Annotated in this window: 19 protein-coding genes; 18 read left to right on the top strand and 1 reads right to left on the bottom strand. The window is 70.1% G+C overall.

Annotated elements, in window-relative coordinates; all coding sequences use genetic code 11:
- The first annotated feature begins 191 nt into the window (after positions 1 to 191).
- The 14 genes from rimM to ACNYS0_RS13030 all read left to right on the top strand — a co-directional run bounded on the left by rimM (position 192) and on the right by ACNYS0_RS13030 (position 11,747).
- On the top strand, positions 192 to 773 hold the full coding sequence (rimM, locus tag ACNYS0_RS13095; protein ID WP_422473443.1) for a ribosome maturation factor RimM: 582 nt from the start codon (positions 192 to 194) through the stop codon (positions 771 to 773).
- Positions 770 to 1,591: a tRNA (guanosine(37)-N1)-methyltransferase TrmD gene (gene trmD, locus ACNYS0_RS13090; RefSeq protein WP_422473441.1), complete on the top strand. Its 822-nt coding sequence runs from the start codon at positions 770 to 772 to the stop codon at positions 1,589 to 1,591. The genes rimM and trmD overlap by 4 nt, the downstream gene beginning before the upstream one ends.
- Positions 1,592 to 1,723: 132 nt before the next feature.
- Positions 1,724 to 2,074 carry a 50S ribosomal protein L19 gene (gene rplS, locus ACNYS0_RS13085; protein WP_327661379.1) on the top strand — a complete coding sequence of 117 codons (351 nt, stop codon included), beginning with the start codon at positions 1,724 to 1,726 and terminating at the stop codon, positions 2,072 to 2,074.
- A gap of 78 nt (positions 2,075 to 2,152) precedes the next feature.
- Positions 2,153 to 2,857 (top strand): signal peptidase I, encoded by a 705-nt coding sequence (gene lepB / locus ACNYS0_RS13080; RefSeq protein WP_422473438.1) that lies wholly within the window; start codon positions 2,153 to 2,155, stop codon positions 2,855 to 2,857.
- The gene (gene lepB, locus ACNYS0_RS13075) at positions 2,850 to 3,950 is read left to right on the top strand and encodes a signal peptidase I (protein WP_422473436.1); all 1,101 of its coding nucleotides are present in this window, start codon (positions 2,850 to 2,852) and stop codon (positions 3,948 to 3,950) included. The genes lepB (ACNYS0_RS13080) and lepB (ACNYS0_RS13075) overlap by 8 nt, the downstream gene beginning before the upstream one ends.
- The gene (gene lepB / locus ACNYS0_RS13070) at positions 3,850 to 4,812 is read left to right on the top strand and encodes a signal peptidase I (RefSeq protein ID WP_422473434.1); all 963 of its coding nucleotides are present in this window, start codon (positions 3,850 to 3,852) and stop codon (positions 4,810 to 4,812) included. The genes lepB (ACNYS0_RS13075) and lepB (ACNYS0_RS13070) overlap by 101 nt, the downstream gene beginning before the upstream one ends.
- A gap of 93 nt (positions 4,813 to 4,905) precedes the next feature.
- Positions 4,906 to 5,643 (top strand): signal peptidase I, encoded by a 738-nt coding sequence (lepB, locus tag ACNYS0_RS13065; RefSeq protein WP_422410229.1) that lies wholly within the window; start codon positions 4,906 to 4,908, stop codon positions 5,641 to 5,643.
- Positions 5,636 to 6,148 (top strand): NUDIX hydrolase, encoded by a 513-nt coding sequence (locus ACNYS0_RS13060; protein ID WP_422410231.1) that lies wholly within the window; start codon positions 5,636 to 5,638, stop codon positions 6,146 to 6,148. The genes lepB (ACNYS0_RS13065) and ACNYS0_RS13060 overlap by 8 nt, the downstream gene beginning before the upstream one ends.
- Positions 6,149 to 6,203: 55 nt before the next feature.
- The gene (locus ACNYS0_RS13055) at positions 6,204 to 6,512 is read left to right on the top strand and encodes a DUF2469 domain-containing protein (protein ID WP_008737534.1); all 309 of its coding nucleotides are present in this window, start codon (positions 6,204 to 6,206) and stop codon (positions 6,510 to 6,512) included.
- A gap of 117 nt (positions 6,513 to 6,629) precedes the next feature.
- Positions 6,630 to 7,007 (top strand): YraN family protein, encoded by a 378-nt coding sequence (locus ACNYS0_RS13050; protein ID WP_422473432.1) that lies wholly within the window; start codon positions 6,630 to 6,632, stop codon positions 7,005 to 7,007.
- Positions 7,007 to 8,626 (top strand): YifB family Mg chelatase-like AAA ATPase, encoded by a 1,620-nt coding sequence (locus ACNYS0_RS13045; RefSeq protein ID WP_422473430.1) that lies wholly within the window; start codon positions 7,007 to 7,009, stop codon positions 8,624 to 8,626. Before ACNYS0_RS13050 ends, ACNYS0_RS13045 begins: the two co-directional genes overlap by 1 nt.
- A gap of 64 nt (positions 8,627 to 8,690) precedes the next feature.
- Complete coding sequence (gene dprA, locus ACNYS0_RS13040; RefSeq protein ID WP_422473428.1) at positions 8,691 to 9,857, top strand: DNA-processing protein DprA; 1,167 nt, start codon at positions 8,691 to 8,693, stop codon at positions 9,855 to 9,857.
- 351 nt (positions 9,858 to 10,208) lie between these two features.
- Complete coding sequence (gene whiG / locus ACNYS0_RS13035; protein ID WP_385761161.1) at positions 10,209 to 11,051, top strand: RNA polymerase sigma factor WhiG; 843 nt, start codon at positions 10,209 to 10,211, stop codon at positions 11,049 to 11,051.
- Between the two features lie 138 nt (positions 11,052 to 11,189).
- The gene (locus tag ACNYS0_RS13030) at positions 11,190 to 11,747 is read left to right on the top strand and encodes a TetR/AcrR family transcriptional regulator (protein ID WP_399228532.1); all 558 of its coding nucleotides are present in this window, start codon (positions 11,190 to 11,192) and stop codon (positions 11,745 to 11,747) included.
- A 263-nt stretch (positions 11,748 to 12,010) separates the two neighbouring features.
- On the opposite strand, the gene ACNYS0_RS13025 is transcribed toward ACNYS0_RS13030, so the two are convergent.
- A complete protein-coding gene (locus ACNYS0_RS13025; protein ID WP_422473426.1) occupies positions 12,011 to 12,550 on the bottom strand; it encodes a murein hydrolase activator EnvC family protein in 540 nt (179 codons plus the stop codon).
- 289 nt (positions 12,551 to 12,839) lie between these two features.
- On the opposite strand from ACNYS0_RS13025, the gene rpsB reads away from it, so the two are divergent.
- The 4 genes from rpsB to frr all read left to right on the top strand — a co-directional run bounded on the left by rpsB (position 12,840) and on the right by frr (position 16,384).
- On the top strand, positions 12,840 to 13,763 hold the full coding sequence (rpsB, locus tag ACNYS0_RS13020) for a 30S ribosomal protein S2 (RefSeq protein ID WP_422410238.1): 924 nt from the start codon (positions 12,840 to 12,842) through the stop codon (positions 13,761 to 13,763).
- Between the two features lie 121 nt (positions 13,764 to 13,884).
- Positions 13,885 to 14,721: a translation elongation factor Ts gene (gene tsf / locus ACNYS0_RS13015; RefSeq protein ID WP_385761156.1), complete on the top strand. Its 837-nt coding sequence runs from the start codon at positions 13,885 to 13,887 to the stop codon at positions 14,719 to 14,721.
- Between the two features lie 171 nt (positions 14,722 to 14,892).
- On the top strand, positions 14,893 to 15,672 hold the full coding sequence (pyrH, locus tag ACNYS0_RS13010; RefSeq protein WP_422473424.1) for a UMP kinase: 780 nt from the start codon (positions 14,893 to 14,895) through the stop codon (positions 15,670 to 15,672).
- A 154-nt stretch (positions 15,673 to 15,826) separates the two neighbouring features.
- A complete protein-coding gene (gene frr, locus ACNYS0_RS13005; protein ID WP_326015300.1) occupies positions 15,827 to 16,384 on the top strand; it encodes a ribosome recycling factor in 558 nt (185 codons plus the stop codon).
- The last annotated feature ends 22 nt before the right edge of the window (positions 16,385 to 16,406 follow it).

Below are 16,406 nucleotides of genomic sequence, written 5' to 3'. Positions count from 1 at the left end.
TGGCACGCACATCTGCGGCGTTGTCGTCGGTTGCCAACGCTCCGCGTTGACGCCCTCCTCCGCCTTGCAGCTGCACGCACCAGACCCCGCTCACCGGCACCGCCCGTGCACGCCGTCCGCGTCCAGCCTGGTCCGTCAGAATGGCACTAGTCGTTTGTGCCCCCTGGTGGGCTGACAGGAGAGTTTCCGACGTGCAGTTGGTAGTGGGGCGCATCGGCCGCGCCCACGGCATCAAGGGCGAGGTCACCATCGAGGTGCGCACCGACGAGCCCGAGCTGCGGCTCGGCCCCGGCGCACGGCTCGCCACCGACCCGGCCGCCACGGGGCCGCTCACCATCGAGACCGGCCGGGTGCACAGCGGCCGGCTGCTGCTGCGCTTCGAGGGCGTGAAGGACCGGACCGCGGCCGAGGCGCTGCGCAACACACTCCTGATCGCGGAGGTGGACCCCGAGGAGCTGCCCGAGGAAGAGGACGAGTTCTACGACCACCAGCTCATGGACCTCGACGTCGTCACGGTCGACGGCACCGAGGTCGGCCGGATCACGGAGATCTCGCACCTGCCCTCGCAGGACCTGTTCATCGTGGAGCGGCCCGACGGCAGCGAGGTCATGATCCCGTTCGTCGAGGAGATCGTCACCGAGATCGACCTCGAGGAGCAGAAGGCCGTCATCGACCCGCCGCCCGGCCTGATCGACGACCGCGCCGAGATCGCGTCCTCCCGCGAAGACGCCGAAGACGCGTCCTCCCGCGAAGAGGGGGACGAGTCCGCATGAGGCTCGACGTCGTCACGATCTTCCCCGAGTACCTGGAACCGCTGAACGTCTCCCTCGTCGGCAAGGCACGCGCGCGTGGGCAGCTCGACGTCCACGCGCACGACCTGCGGCAGTGGACCCACGACCGGCACAACACGGTCGACGACACGCCCTACGGCGGCGGCCCCGGCATGGTCATGAAGACCGAGCCGTGGGGCGAGTGCCTCGACGACGTGCTCGCCGAGGGGTACGAGAGCGGCGCCCAGGGGCCCGTCCTGGTCGTCCCCACGCCCTCCGGGCGCCCCTTCACCCAGGAGCTCGCGGTGGAGCTCTCCGAGCGCCCCTGGCTGGTCTTCACGCCCGCGCGCTACGAGGGCATCGACCGCCGCGTCATCGACGAGTACGCGACCCGTATGCCCGTCTACGAGGTCTCCATCGGCGACTACGTCCTCGCGGGCGGAGAGGCCGCCGTGCTCGTGATCACGGAGGCCGTGGCACGCCTGCTGCCCGGCGTCCTCGGCAACAGCGCCTCGCACGAGGACGACTCCTTCGCGCCCGGCGCCATGGCCAACCTCCTGGAGGGGCCCGTCTACACCAAGCCCCCCGAGTGGCGCGGCCGGGACATCCCCGACGTGCTGCTCAGCGGCCACCACAGCAAGATCGCGCGGTGGCGCCGCGACGAGGCGCTGCGCCGCACCACGCGCAACCGGCCCGACCTGATCGAGCGCACCGACCCCAAGGCCTTCGACAAGAAGGACCGCGAAATGCTCTCGATCCTGGGCTGGGGGCCGCGTCCCGACGGCCGATTTGGGCCGACGCCCGAGGCCGTGGAAGAATAGGCCGCTGCTGTACGTCCAGCCTGCGCCCCTGCCACAGGGGGAACGACGCTAGGCCCGACGCGATCAGCTACCGAAACTCATCATTTACCTCCCGCCGATGACCTGTGGCATCGGTGAAGAAAGCAGACGATCATGTCTCACCTGCTCGACTCCGTCGACTCCGCGTCGCTGCGCGACGACGTCCCGGCCTTCCGCCCGGGCGACACCGTCAACGTCCACGTCCGCGTCATCGAGGGCAACCGCTCCCGTGTGCAGCAGTTCAAGGGCGTAGTCATCCGCCGCCAGGGCGCCGGCGTCCGCGAGACCTTCACGGTCCGCAAGGTCTCCTTCTCCGTCGGCGTCGAGCGCACCTTCCCGGTGCACACGCCGATCGTCGAGAAGATCGAGCTCGTCACCAAGGGTGACGTCCGCCGCGCCAAGCTGTACTACCTCCGTGACCTGCGCGGCAAGGCCGCGAAGATCAAGGAGAAGCGCGAGAACTGAGCCGCTCGGCGCCCCCAGAGGGCGCCGGCGCATCTCGCCTGCGGCGTCCACAGGGCGGCCGGATAGCATCTGGCCTCGATGGACACCGAAGCACAGCACGAGGAGCGCGACCGCTCCTCCGAGCCCCATGAGAACACCTCACAGGGCGAGGAGGACCGGTCGCGCTCCTCTTTGCTGTCCGGGGTGGTCGACTGGCTGCCGGGCGGCCGCATCACCCTGGCCCTGCTGCTGTGTCTGGCGTGCCTGCTGGCCGTCAGCGTCTTTGTGATGCAGCCGTTCCAGATCCCCAGCGGCTCCATGGAGAGCACATTGAGGGTCGGGGACCGCGTTCTCGTAAATAAGTTGGCGTACCGTTTCGGTGCCGAGCCGACCCGAGGCGACGTGGTCGTCTTCGACGGCAGCGGGTACTTCGGTGAGGGCGACTACATCAAGCGCGTCGTGGGCACGGGGGGAGACCGGGTGGCCTGCTGCGACAGCAAGGGGAGGATCGAGGTGAACGGGAGGCCCGTGGACGAGCGCGCCGTGCTGCACGCCACGGACGCGCCTTCGAAGGTGCCGTTCGACATCGTGGTTCCCGAGGGCACCCTCTTCCTGCTCGGTGACCATCGCAGCGACTCCCGTGACTCCCGCGACTACTTGGGCGCGCCCGGCGGCGGCTTCGTCCCCGTGGACCAGGTGATCGGCAGGGCCGAGTGGATCGCGTGGCCGACCGGGCACTGGCACTCCTTGTCCCGTACGGACATCTACGCGCGCGTGCCCGCACCCGGCGGCGCCCATGGGTAGGCGGGGCAAATCGCGCAGCCACCGCGGCGACGAGCGGCTGCCCACCGGCAGCCGGCCCACCAGTGGCCCCGAGCAGCAGGGCAGGGCCGAGCGGCGCAAGCTCGCCCGCAAGGTGAAGCGCCGCCGCAGGCGCTCCGTGCTCAAGGAGATACCCCTCCTCATAGGCGTGGCGCTGGCCATCGCCCTCGTCCTGAAGACGTTCCTGGTGCAGGCCTTCGTCATCCCGTCGGGCTCCATGGAACAGACGATCAGGATCGGCGACCGGGTCCTGGTCGACAAGCTCACCCCCTGGTTCGGCGCGCAGGTGCAGCGCGGCGATGTCGTCGTCTTCAATGACCCGGGGAAGTGGCTCGAGCAGGAGGCCGGTCCGAAGAAGGAAGCCCCGGTCGGTGTGAAGCAGGTCAAGGAAGGTCTGACCTGGATCGGGCTGCTGCCGTCCGACAACGAACGCGACCTCATCAAGCGGGTCGTGGGTGTCGGCGGCGACACCGTGAAGTGCTGTGACACACAGGGCCGCGTCACGGTCAACGGGACACCGCTCGAGGAGCGTGCGTACATCCATCCCGGCAACGCCCCCTCGAAGTTCGACTTCTCCGTCAAGGTGCCCAAGGGGCGCCTGTTCGTGATGGGCGACCACCGCGCCAACTCCGCGGATTCCCGCTATCACCTCACCGAGGCCTTCCACGGGACGGTGTCCGAGGAGTCCGTGGTCGGGCGGGCCCGGTTCATCGGGTGGCCCATCGGTCACTGGACCTCGCTGTCGGAGCCGCCGACCTTCGCCGCCGTCGCCGACGCGCAAGGAGACGGGTCGACCGCCGCCTCAGGAACGTCGCATAGGGTGGCCTCCACGTACGGTGCCGGACCGGGCTCGAACGCTTCGGATTCGGACGGATTTATCCCCCTCCCGACCCCTGCGGAACTCCCGCTCGTTATGGGAGTGGTGGGCCTGCATCGGATACGGATCAGGCGGCGGCACGGAGTGAGGAGTGGATGTGGGGGACTTGGCGGTCGGCGCACGGTCAGGGCATGGTCCCGAAGAGGAGCCCGGGCGATCCGACGACGCGGCGGGTCCGGGTCCGACGGAGGCGGGTGACGCCTCGACGGCCGCACCCCCGCGCGAGGCGGAGTCGAGCGGCGGATCGACGAGTGGCTCCAAGAAGCAGCGTTCCTTCTGGAAGGAGCTGCCGCTCCTCATCGGCATCGCGCTGATCCTGGCGCTCGTCATCAAGACGTTCCTGGTCCAGGCGTTCTCGATCCCTTCGGCGTCGATGGAGAACACGCTGAAGATCGGCGACCGGGTCTTGGTCGACAAGCTCACCCCGTGGTTCGGTGCGGAGCCGGAGCGCGGCGAGGTCATCGTCTTCCACGACCCGGCGAGCTGGCTGGAGGGCGAGCCGACGCCCGAGCCCAACGCCGTGCAGACGGTGCTCAGTTGGGTCGGCCTGATGCCGTCGGCCAACGAGAAGGACCTCATCAAGCGCGTCGTCGGCGTCGGTGGCGACACCGTCGAGTGCAACGGCACGGGCCCGCTCAAGATCAACGGCAAGGCGCTGAACGAGCCCTACGTCTACCCGGGCAACACCCCGTGCAGCGACGACAACGCCGGTGGAACGTTCAAGGTGAAGGTCCCCGAGGGCAAAGTTTGGGTCATGGGTGACCACCGCCAGGACTCCATGGACTCCCGCTACCACCAGAACGACAAGAACGGCGGCTTCGTCCCCGTGGACAACGTCGTGGGTCGCGCCATCGTCGTAGCCTGGCCGCCCACGCACTGGTCGACGCTGCCGGTGCCGGACACCTTCGACCAGTCCGGCCTCGGCGCCGTGTCGAACGTGGCTCCGGGCGCGCTCGGACTCGCGGGCGCCGCACCACTGGTGCTGTGGCGCAGGCGCAAGATCAATCAGCGCGTTACCGAGGGGAACACCAGGGTTTCTGAGGCTGGTGGCGCCCGGTAGGGTGCCGTCCCAGATCGCCGATCTTCCGTGGTCCGCACCGTTCCGGGGCTGGTTCGACGAGATCGACTTCTCCGAACCGCGGGAGCAACTGGGATGAGCAGGACGCGTCGTACGAATGAGGGTCACGGCAAGGTCGGCAGCGCGCTGTCCGGCATAGCCGTGGCCCTCGGCTGTGTGTTGTTCCTGGGCGGGTTCGTCTGGGGCGCCATCCTGTACCAGCCGTACACCGTGCCCACCGACTCCATGGACCCGACGATCAAGGCGGGCGACCGGGTGCTCGCGGAGCGGATCGACGGCAGCGAGGTCAAGCGCGGCGACGTCGTCGTCTTCCAGGAGAACTCCTGGGGAAACGTTCCGATGGTCAAGCGTGTGGTCGGCGTCGGCGGTGACAAGATCGCCTGCTGCACGCAGAACAAGCTGACCGTGAACGGCGAGCAGATCGACGAGCCCTACCTCCCGAAGGGCGAGAGCGCCTCGCTCACCGGCATCAGGAACACGACCGTCCCGAAGGGCCGGCTCTTCCTGCTCGGTGACCACCGCGCCGACTCCCTGGACTCCAGTGCGCACATCGGCGACAGCGAGAACGGCTCGGTGGAGCGCGGCGCCGTGCAGGGCCGGGTGGACGCCCTGGCGTGGCCCATGGCCGGGATGCAGAAGCCGACCGGCTTCGAGGCGCTGCCGGGCGGCATCTCGCAGCCGGGCCCTGTGAAGACGGTGCTGGCGGCCATCGTGGCGGGCGCGGTGCTGGTGCTCGGCGGGGCGGCGTACGGGCCGATCGCGAAGCGCTCCCGGCGCTCGCGCGGCGCGTCCCCGGAGCCGGCCCGTGTCTGAACCCGGCCGCGAGCTGCGCAAGGTCGCCCGCGTCGTCCTGCTCGACCCGGAGGGGCGGATCCTGCTCCTGCACGGGCACGAGCCGGGCGACACGGCGGACGACTGGTGGTTCACGCCGGGCGGCGGCCTGGAGGGCGACGAGACGCGTGAAGAGGCCGCCCTGCGGGAACTGGCAGAGGAGACCGGCATCACCGACGTCGAACTGGGGCCTGTGCTGTGGCAGCGGATCTGCTCCTTCCCCTTCGCCGGTCGGCGCTGGGATCAGGACGAGTGGTACTTCCTGGCCCGTACGAGAACGGCCTCTGCGGAGCTGGGAGAGCTCAACGGGACGGGCCTCACCGACCTGGAGCGCCGCAGCGTGGCGGGAGCACGCTGGTGGACGTGCCGGGAACTGACCGAGGCGCATGAGACGGTGTATCCGACCAGACTCGCCGGGCTGCTGAAGCGGCTGCTCGACGAAGGTCCCCCGAGCCGGCCCGAGGTCCTCGACACGGAAATCGTCTAGAGGCGCACGAGGCTGGCGCACAATGGGGGGACGCACGGCTGAAGGGGAACATGCCATGAGCGCCGAGGACCTCGAGAAGTACGAGACCGAGATGGAGCTGAAGCTCTACCGGGAGTACCGCGACGTCGTCGGTCTGTTCAAATACGTGATCGAGACCGAACGGCGCTTTTACCTCACCAATGACTACGAGATGCAGGTCCACTCGGTCCAGGGCGAGGTGTTTTTCGAGGTGTCGATGGCGGATGCATGGGTCTGGGACATGTACAGGCCCGCTCGTTTCGTGAAACAGGTCCGTGTGCTCACGTTCAAGGACGTGAACATCGAGGAGCTGAACAAGACCGATCTGGAGCTGCCGGGCAGCTGACCCGGCCTGTGGGGGCTCGTCACGGGTGACGAGGTTTTCCACAACCCGTAGGTAGTTCACCAAGATCCACTTCTTTGCGGCCCGGGCGTCAGCGTGGGTGCCGGAGGTGGTGCCGACGTGAACGCACGGGGAGCACTGGGGAAGTACGGCGAGGATCTGGCCGCGAGGCGGCTGACCGAGGCCGGGATGACGGTGCTCGCGCGCAACTGGCGCGCGGGCAGGTCCGGCGAGATCGACATCGTGGCGCGGGACGGCGACGCGATCGTCGTGTGCGAGGTCAAGACCCGCAGCGGACCGAGCGGCGAGGCCGGGGCCTTCGAGCACCCGATGGCCGCGATCACACCGGTCAAGGCGGCGCGGCTGCGCGACCTCGCCGAGCGCTGGGTGCAGGAGCACGGGGGAGCGCCGCCCGGCGGCGTCCGCATCGACCTCGTCGGCGTACTGCTGCCGGAGCGCGGAGCGCCCCGCGTCGAGCATGTGCGAGGGGTGTCCTGATGGGCTTCGCGCGTACGTGTTCCGTGGCCCTCGTGGGAGTCGAGGGCGTCGTCGTCGAGGTGCAGGCGGACCTGGAGCCGGGAATCGCCGCGTTCACGCTGGTGGGGCTGCCGGACAAGAGCCTGGTGGAGAGCCGGGACCGCGTCAGGGCGGCGGTGGTCAACTCCGGGGGCGACTGGCCGCAGAAGAAGCTCACGGTGGGGCTGAGCCCGGCATCCGTGCCCAAAGGTGGTTCGGGTTTCGATCTCGCCGTTGCTTGTGCCGTGCTCGGTGCGGCCGAGCGGATCGACCCGAAGATCCTCGCCGACATCGTGATGATCGGGGAGCTGGGCCTGGACGGGCGGGTGCGGCCGGTACGGGGCGTGCTCCCGGCCGTGCTCGCGGCGGCCGACGCAGGCTACGAGCAGGTGGTGGTCCCCGAGTGCACGGCGGGGGAGGCGGCCCTCGTGCCGGGCGTATCGGTCCTCGGAGTGCGCAGCCTGCGCCAGCTCATCGCCGTGCTCACGGACGCGCCGGTGCCGCAGGAGGAGGCGGACGAGTCGGGGCGGCCCGATCAGCTGCTCGCCGGCCTGTGCATGCCCGGCAGCGGCGTCGGTACGGGCCTCGGCGGCTCCGCGCACGACGGGCATGGGCTCGATCTCGCGGAGGTCGTCGGGCAGCTCTCCGCCCGTACGGCGATCGAGGTCGCGGCGGCGGGCGGACACCACGTGATGCTGTCCGGGCCACCGGGCGCGGGCAAGACGATGCTGGCGGAGCGACTCCCCGCCATCCTGCCGCCGCTCACCCGTGAGGAGGCCCTGGAGGTCACGGCGATCCACTCGGTCGCGGGAATGCTGCCGCCGGGCAAATCGATGATCGACACCGCGCCGTACTGCGCACCGCACCACTCCGCGACCATGCAGTCCCTCGTCGGGGGCGGTCCTGGGGTGGCCCGGCCGGGAGCGGTGTCGCTGTCGCACCGGGGCGTCCTGTTCCTCGACGAGGCCCCGGAATTCAGCGGACAGGCGCTCGACGCCCTGCGTCAGCCCCTGGAGGCGGGACATGTGACGATCGCGCGCAGCGCCGGGGTGGTGCGGCTGCCCGCGCGGTTCCTGATGGCGCTCGCGGCGAACCCCTGCCCCTGCGGGCAGTACCGGGCGCTCGGCGGCGAGTGCGACTGCCCGCCGGCCACGGTCCGCCGCTACCAGGCGAGGCTCTCGGGTCCGCTGCTCGACCGGGTCGACCTCCGCGTCGAGGTCGAGGCCGTCACCCGCAACGAACTGGCGGGGTACGGGCCGCGGGGCGAGAGCACCCAGGTCGTCGCGGACCGGGTACGGGAGGCCAGGCAGCGGGCGGCGGCCCGGTTCGCGGACACCCCGTGGCGGACCAACAGCGAGGTGCCCGGGCACGCCCTGCGCACCCGCTGGCCGGCCGCGCCCGGGGCCCTCGACGAGGCGGAGCTCGACCTGGAGCGCGGCTTCCTCACCGCGCGGGGGCTCGACCGGGTGCTGCGGGTGGCCTGGACGGTGGCCGACCTCGCCGGGCGGGACCGCCCGTTCGCCCAGGACGTGGCGCTCGCGCTGCAACTGCGGACCGGGATCTCGCGCGGGGTGCCGATGACGATCGGGGCGGGTTCGTGACCGGGGGCGGGGCCTTGCGGGCCGGTGCTCCGGGCGGGGCGGTACCGAGGGAGGGCGGGGCGTGATGGGCGGGGGAGGTGGCGACGACGTGCGGCTCGCGCGGGTGCGGCTCACGCGGATCGTGGAGCCCGGCTGGGAAGTGGCTGGGCGGTGGCTGCGGGAGTTCGGAGCCGTGGAGACGGTGCGGCGCATCGAGGCGGGCGGGACCGAGGAGCCGCTGCCCGGGGCGCGGGAGGGACGCTGGGCGGGGCTCGTCGCGCGGGCCGCGGACGCGCCGCCTGCCGAGCGGGATCTGGAGCGGGCGGCGGCGGCCGGGGCGCGGTTCGTGTGCCCGGGGGACGCCGAGTGGCCGGGACAGTTGGACGACCTGGGGGACGGGCGGCCGGTGGGGCTCTGGGTGCGGGGCGGGCCCAGCCTGCGGATGTGGGCGCTGCGCTCGGTGGCCGTGGTGGGCGCGCGGGCCTGCACGGACTACGGGGTGCGGATGGGCGCGAGCCTCGGGGCCGGGCTCGCCGAGCGGGGCTGGGTCGTGGTCTCGGGCGGGGCCTACGGGGTCGACGCGGCCGCGCACCGCGGGGCACTGGGAGCGGCCGGGGCGACGGTGGCCGTGCTCGCCTGCGGCATCGACCGGATCTATCCGCGGGGGCACACGCAGTTGATCGACCGGGTCGCGGAACAGGGACTCGTGATCGGGGAGTTGCCGCCCGGGGACCATCCGACGCCCAGCCGGTTCATCCTCAGGAACCGGGTGATCGCCGCGCTCACCAGAGGGACCGTCGTGGTCGAGGCGGCCTATCGCAGCGGCGCGCTGGGCACGGTCCGTTGGGCGCAGCGCCTCGGGCGGCACGCGATGGGCGTGCCAGGGCCCGTGACCAGCGGCGTCTCCGCGGGAGTGCATGAACTGCTGCGCAAGGACGCGGTGCTTGTGACCGACGCGGCGGAAGTCGTCGAGCTGGTCGGGGACATGGGCGAGCTCGCGCCCGAGCGCCGCGGGCCGGTGCTGCCCCGCGATCTGCTGCCACCCGAAGCGGCGCGGGTGCTCGCCGCGCTTCCCGCGCGCGGCTTGTGCAGCGTCGCCGAGGCGGCCCGCGGGGCGGGGACGGCCGAGGACGAGACGATCGGGAGGCTGTACGAACTGCGCTCTTTGGGGTTCGTCGAACGACACGGCGTCGGCTGGCAGTTGACACGCCAGGCGATCGAATCGGTCTTTCCCGGAGGGGAGGTGCGGTGACGCGGTGCGTTGCGCCGTCCGGATGACCCCCCGATGACCTTGGCAATTCCGGCAGTTGGCGCTCCGCGCCGGTCGGACGGTGCGACGGAACCGGCCACGCGAGTCGACGAAGGGAACGTATCTGCGCAACGGTGATCTCCCACCCTTCGCACACTGCGACGCTCCAGTCACGCTACGCTCACCAGGATCCGGGTTCGTCCCCTCCATCCGGAATCAGGTGGGTAGCTCGGGTACCAGTCATCACCAGACGGGCAACACGGCATCTTCACAGGCAGAGCGATCACAGCGACCAGTACGTCAAGCACCTTCGGGTTCCTGGGTACGCAGCAGCAGAACGGCACAAGGCGGCGCATGCCACAACACACCTCCGGGTCCGACCGGGCGGCGGTACCCCCCGTCGCGCGCGGCTCCAGCGTGCGGCCTCCGGCTCCCTCCTCCCTCGAGGAGCTGTGGAGGTCGTACAAGGAGACGGGTGACGAGCGGCTGCGCGAGCAGCTGATCCTGCACTACTCGCCGCTGGTGAAGTACGTGGCGGGCCGGGTCAGCGTGGGGCTGCCGCCCAATGTGGAGCAGGCGGACTTCGTCTCGTCGGGGGTCTTCGGGCTCATCGACGCGATCGAGAAGTTCGACATCGAGCGGGAGATCAAGTTCGAGACGTACGCGATCACCCGTATTCGCGGGGCGATGATCGACGAACTGCGCGCGCTCGACTGGATTCCCCGCTCCGTGCGGCAGAAGGCGCGCAACGTCGAGCGCGCCTACGCCACCCTCGAGGCCCAGCTGCGGCGCACTCCCTCGGAGAGCGAGGTCGCCGCCGAGATGGGGGTCGCGCTCGAGGAACTGCATGCGGTTTTCAGCCAGTTGTCGCTGGCCAACGTGGTGGCGCTGGAGGAGCTGCTGCACGTCGGGGGCGAGGGAGGCGGGGACCGGCTCAGCGTCCTGGACACGCTCGAGGACCATGCCGCGGACAACCCGGTGGAGGTCGCGGAGGACCGGGAGCTGCGTCGATTCCTGGCGCGGGCGATCAATACGCTGCCGGAGCGCGAGAAGACCGTCGTGACGCTCTACTACTACGAAGGCCTGACGCTGGCCGAGATCGGCAACGTGCTCGGGGTCACGGAGAGCCGGGTCAGCCAGATCCACACGAAGTCCGTGCTCCAGCTGCGGGCGAAGCTCGCGAGTTTCGGGCGCTGACGGGGCGTGCGGCCGAGCCGGCAGGCGAATCGTGCCTGCCGCGGGTGCGACTCCGGCCGGGGCCTGAGGCCCCGGCGGCTCCCGTCGCGGGCCGCATCTTCGTAAAGTGGAGACGTGCCTAGGATTCGAGCGGCCTCTGTGGCCGAGCACCGGTCGATGCAGCGCGGCGCCCTTCTGGACGCGGCGCGTTCCCTGCTGTCCGAGGGTGGGACGGACGCGCTGACGTTTCCCGCGCTCGCGGAGCGGACGGGGCTCGCGCGCTCGTCCGTCTATGAGTACTTCAAGTCGCGCGCGGCCGTGGTCGAGGAGCTGTGCGCGGTCGACTTCCCGGTGTGGGCCGCCGAGGTCGAGGCCGGGATGGCGCGGGCCGGTACGCCCGAGGGCAAGGTCGAGGCGTATGTGCGGGAGCAGTTGGCGCTGGTGGGGGACCGGCGGCACCGGGCCGTCGTCGCCATCTCCGCGAGTGAGCTGGACGCCGGGGCGCGGGAGAAGATCCGGGCCGCGCACGGTGGGCTGGTCGCGATGATCGTCGAGGCGCTCGAGCAGATGGGGCATGCGCAGCCGCGGCTCGCGGCGATGCTGCTTCAGGGCGTGGTGGACGCGGCCGTGCGCAGGATCGAGCTGGGGGCCGCGGAGGAGCCCGGCGTGATCGTGGACGCGGCCGTGGGGATGGCTCTGCGGGGCGTCCGCGGCTGAGTCCGTCCCGGGGCCCGGCGGTCGTGTTGCGCGGCACCGGGGTTCTTTAGCTGTACCGGGGGCGGCGCCTGTCGTCCTGGGCGCGCGGCACCGGGGTGCCGCCTTGCCCACCCTGCCGCCCAAGGCGGCAGATTGCCCAAGGCGGGGGCGGCTGGCCGAAATGGGTGGGGCGGCGTTCTGGTGGCGGATTGCCCGAGGTGGGGGCGGCCGGCCGTCACAGGTGAGGCGGCGTTCACGCGGCCGGTTCCCCAAGGCGAAGCGGGTCACAGGTCCCACGTCCATCCCCACCCCCACACCGGAAGCAGCCTCGATGGGCGGCCGCGGAGGGTCGATGGGGCCAGCAAGGACAAGGGGTCCAGGTACTCCGTGGCTCGGCGAAGGCCCCAGTGGAGGCAGGACCGGGATGCGGGTGGGCAGTGGTCCGTGGGGAGTTGGAGGGTGGCCACCGGTTCGCCGGCCGTGACCTTGGCGCCCCGTTTCACCAGCGGTGTCACCGGTTCGTACGTCGTGCGCAGAGGTGGCTCCCCGGTGTCCGAGAGCGCGACGGAGAGCACGCCTCTGCCCGCGACCTCGCCCGCGAAGGAGACCCGTCCGTCGGACACCGCGCGTACGGGAGCGCCGATCGGGGCCGCCAGGTCGACGCCGCGATGGCCGGGGCCGTAGGGCGAAGCCGGTGGGGCCCAGGGCCGGACCACCCGTGGCCGCTCGCCCACCGGCCAGAAGCGGGCGTCCCCCGCCCAGGCCGTGGGTCCCAGCACCGCGAGGAGCGCACCCGCCATCATCACCGTGAGTAATTTCCGCATGGCGCTCAGGTTCCTCCGCGGTGCGCCGGCGCAGGGATCATGGCCGGGAAACGTGGACTACCGAGCGGTTGTGGACAGCGGCGTCACCCGGTACCTCGCGGGTCCCGTACACTTCATGTGGCGATCCGGCCCACCGGATCGACTTCGCACGCCCCGACACCGGGCCTCACAGGCTTCGTGTCAGTGGCCTATCGGTCCCGTACGACCGTCTCGCAAGAGCGCGAGCGTACGCGGCAGGCACACGCAGTGGGCGTCAGGAAACAACCGAGAAAACACAAGGAGTACGGCCATGGCCGTCGTCACGATGCGGGAGCTGCTGGAAAGCGGCGTCCACTTCGGTCACCAGACCCGTCGTTGGAACCCGAAGATGAAGCGCTTCATCTTCACGGAGCGCAACGGCATCTACATCATCGACCTTCTCCAGTCGCTGTCGTACATCGACCGCGCCTACGAGTTCGTCAAGGAGACCGTCGCCCACGGTGGCACGGTCATGTTCGTCGGCACGAAGAAGCAGGCGCAGGAGGCCATCGCCGAGCAGGCGACCCGCGTCGGCATGCCCTACGTGAACCAGCGCTGGCTGGGCGGCATGCTCACCAACTTCTCGACCGTCTACAAGCGTCTGCAGCGCCTCAAGGAGCTCGAGCAGATCGACTTCGAGGACGTCGCCGCGTCCGGTCTCACCAAGAAGGAGCTTCTCGTGCTCTCGCGCGAGAAGGCCAAGCTGGAGAAGACCCTCGGTGGTATCCGCGAGATGTCCAAGGTGCCCAGCGCCGTCTGGATCGTGGACACCAAGAAGGAGCACATCGCTGTCGGCGAGGCCCGGAAGCTCAACATCCCGGTCGTCGCGATCCTCGACACGAACTGTGACCCCGACGAGGTCGACTACAAGATCCCGGGCAACGACGACGCGATCCGCTCCGTCACCCTGCTCACCCGCGTGATCGCCGACGCCGTCGCCGAGGGCCTCATCGCCCGCTCCGGCGTGGCCACGGGCGACCAGAAGCCGGGCGAGAAGGCCGCCGGCGAGCCCCTCGCCGAGTGGGAGCGCGACCTGCTCGAGGGCGAGAAGAAGGCCGACGACAAGGCTGAGGCCAAGCCCGCCGACGCCGAGGAGAAGGCTGAGGAGGCCCCGGCCGCCGAGGCTGCCGCCCCCGCCGAGGCCCCGGCTGAGGCCCCCGTCGAGGCCCCGGCCGCGGACGCCGAGAAGGCCTGACCCGTACGGGATTCGGTTTCATGAGGTGACGGCGGGGGTCGACTGCGGCCCCCGCCTTCACCCGTAACCGTCACCTTCGTTCTCACACTGCTTCAGACTTCGTAGAGAGAAAACCAGGATCATGGCGAACTACACCGCCGCTGACGTCAAGAAGCTCCGCGAGCTCACCGGCGTCGGCATGATGGACTGCAAGAAGGCGCTCGACGAGGCCGACGGCGACGTCGACAAGGCCGTTGAGGCCCTGCGCATCAAGGGCCAGAAGGGCGTCGCCAAGCGCGAGGGCCGCTCCGCCGAGAACGGTGCCGTTGTCTCCCTCATCGCCGACGACAACACCTCCGGTGTCATCGTCGAGCTGAAGTGCGAGACGGACTTCGTCGCCAAGGGCGAGAAGTTCCAGGCCGTCGCGAACCAGCTGGCCGCGCACGTCGCCAAGACGAGCCCCGCGGACCTCGAGGCGCTGCTCGCCTCCGAGATCGAGGCCGGCAAGACCGTCCAGGCCTTCGTCGACGAGGCGAACGCCCAGCTCGGCGAGAAGATCGTCCTGGACCGCTTCGCGCAGTTCTCCGGCGCCTACGTCTCCGCGTACATGCACCGCACCATGCCCGACCTGCCCCCGCAGATCGGTGTCCTGGTCGAGCTGGACAAGGCCGACGCCGAGCTGGCCAAGGGCATCGCGCAGCACATCGCCGCCTTCGCGCCGAAGTACCTCTCCCGCGAGGACGTCCCGGCCGAGGTCGTCGAGTCCGAGCGTCGCGTCGCCGAGGAGACCACCCGCGCCGAGGGCAAGCCGGAGGCCGCGCTCCCGAAGATCGTCGAGGGTCGCGTCAACGGCTTCTTCAAGGAGGCCACGCTGCTCGGCCAGCCGTACGCCCTCGACAACAAGAAGTCCGTCGAGAAGGTCCTCCAGGAGGCCGGTGTCACCCTGAAGCGCTTCGCGCGCATCAAGGTCGGCATCTGAGTCCGTACCGCGCCAGACGCGAGACCCCGCTAGGGTCGACAGCAGTCGTCCGGGAACGCACCGGGCGACCGCAGTTGTGACGAGGAGGCCATTGCCGCGCATGGGATGCGAACCACCCCACCGGCAATGGCCTTCTTCGTATGTGTGCCAAGTAAAAGAGGCGAGAATCCCATGACCACCACCCAGGCCGACACTGCCGATAAAGGCGACAAGAGCGACGACGACAAAGTCGCGGGGCGCTTTCTGCTGAAGCTTTCCGGTGAGGCGTTCGCCGGGGGCGGGGGTCTGGGCGTCGACCCCGACGTGGTGCACGCCATCGCCCGGGAGATCGCGGCCGTCGTACGCGAGGGCTGGCAGATCGCCGTCGTCATCGGCGGCGGCAACTTCTTCCGCGGCGCGGAGCTCCAGCAGCGCGGCATGGACCGCGCCCGCTCCGACTACATGGGCATGCTCGGCACGGTCATGAACTGCCTGGCCCTCCAGGACTTCCTGGAGAAGGAGGGCATCGACTGCCGCGTGCAGACCGCCATCACCATGGGGCAGGTGGCGGAGCCGTACATCCCGCTGCGCGCCGTACGGCACCTGGAGAAGGGCCGCGTCGTCATCTTCGGCGCCGGTATGGGCATGCCGTACTTCTCCACCGACACGACCGCCGCGCAGCGCGCCCTGGAGATCGACGCCGAGGCGATGCTCATGGGCAAGAACGGTGTCGACGGCGTCTACGACTCGGACCCGAAGACCAACCCCGGGGCCGTGAAGTTCGACGCGCTCAGCTATGGCGAGGTCATCACCCGTGACCTGAAGGTCGCCGACATGACCGCGATCACCCTGTGCCGCGACAACAAGCTGCCGATCCTCGTCTTCGAGCTCATCACGTCGGGCAATATCGCCCGTGCCGTCAAGGGTGAGAAGATCGGGACCCTCGTGGGCGAACAGGGCACCCGAGCCTGACCCCTCCTGTCTCCCGGGAGCCCCGTGTCCCTGCGGGTCCCCGGGGGATGGACAATGTCCTGCCGGTCGGACACCGTGCAGGAAAGACACGCGACGCAGCCGACCGCGCCCCCGTGCCCGGCCGGGCCTCACTCAAGACACGCAGGAGCAAGTGGTGATCGAAGAGACCCTCCTCGAGGCCGAGGAGAAGATGGAGAAGGCCGTCGTCGTCGCCAAGGAGGACTTCGCCGCGATCCGCACGGGACGTGCGCACCCGGCGATGTTCAACAAGATCGTGGCCGACTACTACGGCGCGCTGACGCCGATCAACCAGCTGGCCTCGTTCTCGGTGCCCGAGCCGCGGATGGCCGTGGTGACCCCGTTCGACAAGAGCGCGCTGCGCAACATCGAGCAGGCGATCCGCGACTCCGACCTCGGCGTCAACCCGAGCAATGACGGCAGCATCATCCGGGTGGTCTTCCCGGAGCTGACCGAGGAGCGCCGCAAGGAGTACATCAAGGTCGCCAAGGCCAAGGCCGAGGACGCCAAGGTCTCGATCCGCTCCGTGCGCCGCAAGGCCAAGGACACGATCGACAAGGCGATCAAGGACGGCGACATCGGCGAGGACGAGGGCCGCCGCGGCGAGAAGGAACTGGACGACACCACCACGAAGTACGTGGCCCAGGTCGACGAGCTGCTCAAGCACAAGGAAGCCGAGCTGCTCGAAGTCTGAGCCAGCGCGGAAGATCGAGGTT

This window comes from Streptomyces anthophorae (genome assembly GCF_049310305.1).
Classification (GTDB): Bacteria; Actinomycetota; Actinomycetes; order Streptomycetales; family Streptomycetaceae; genus Streptomyces.
The sequence above is the reverse complement of the archived record's forward strand: the minus strand, read 5'-3'. Positions and strand labels throughout refer to the sequence as shown.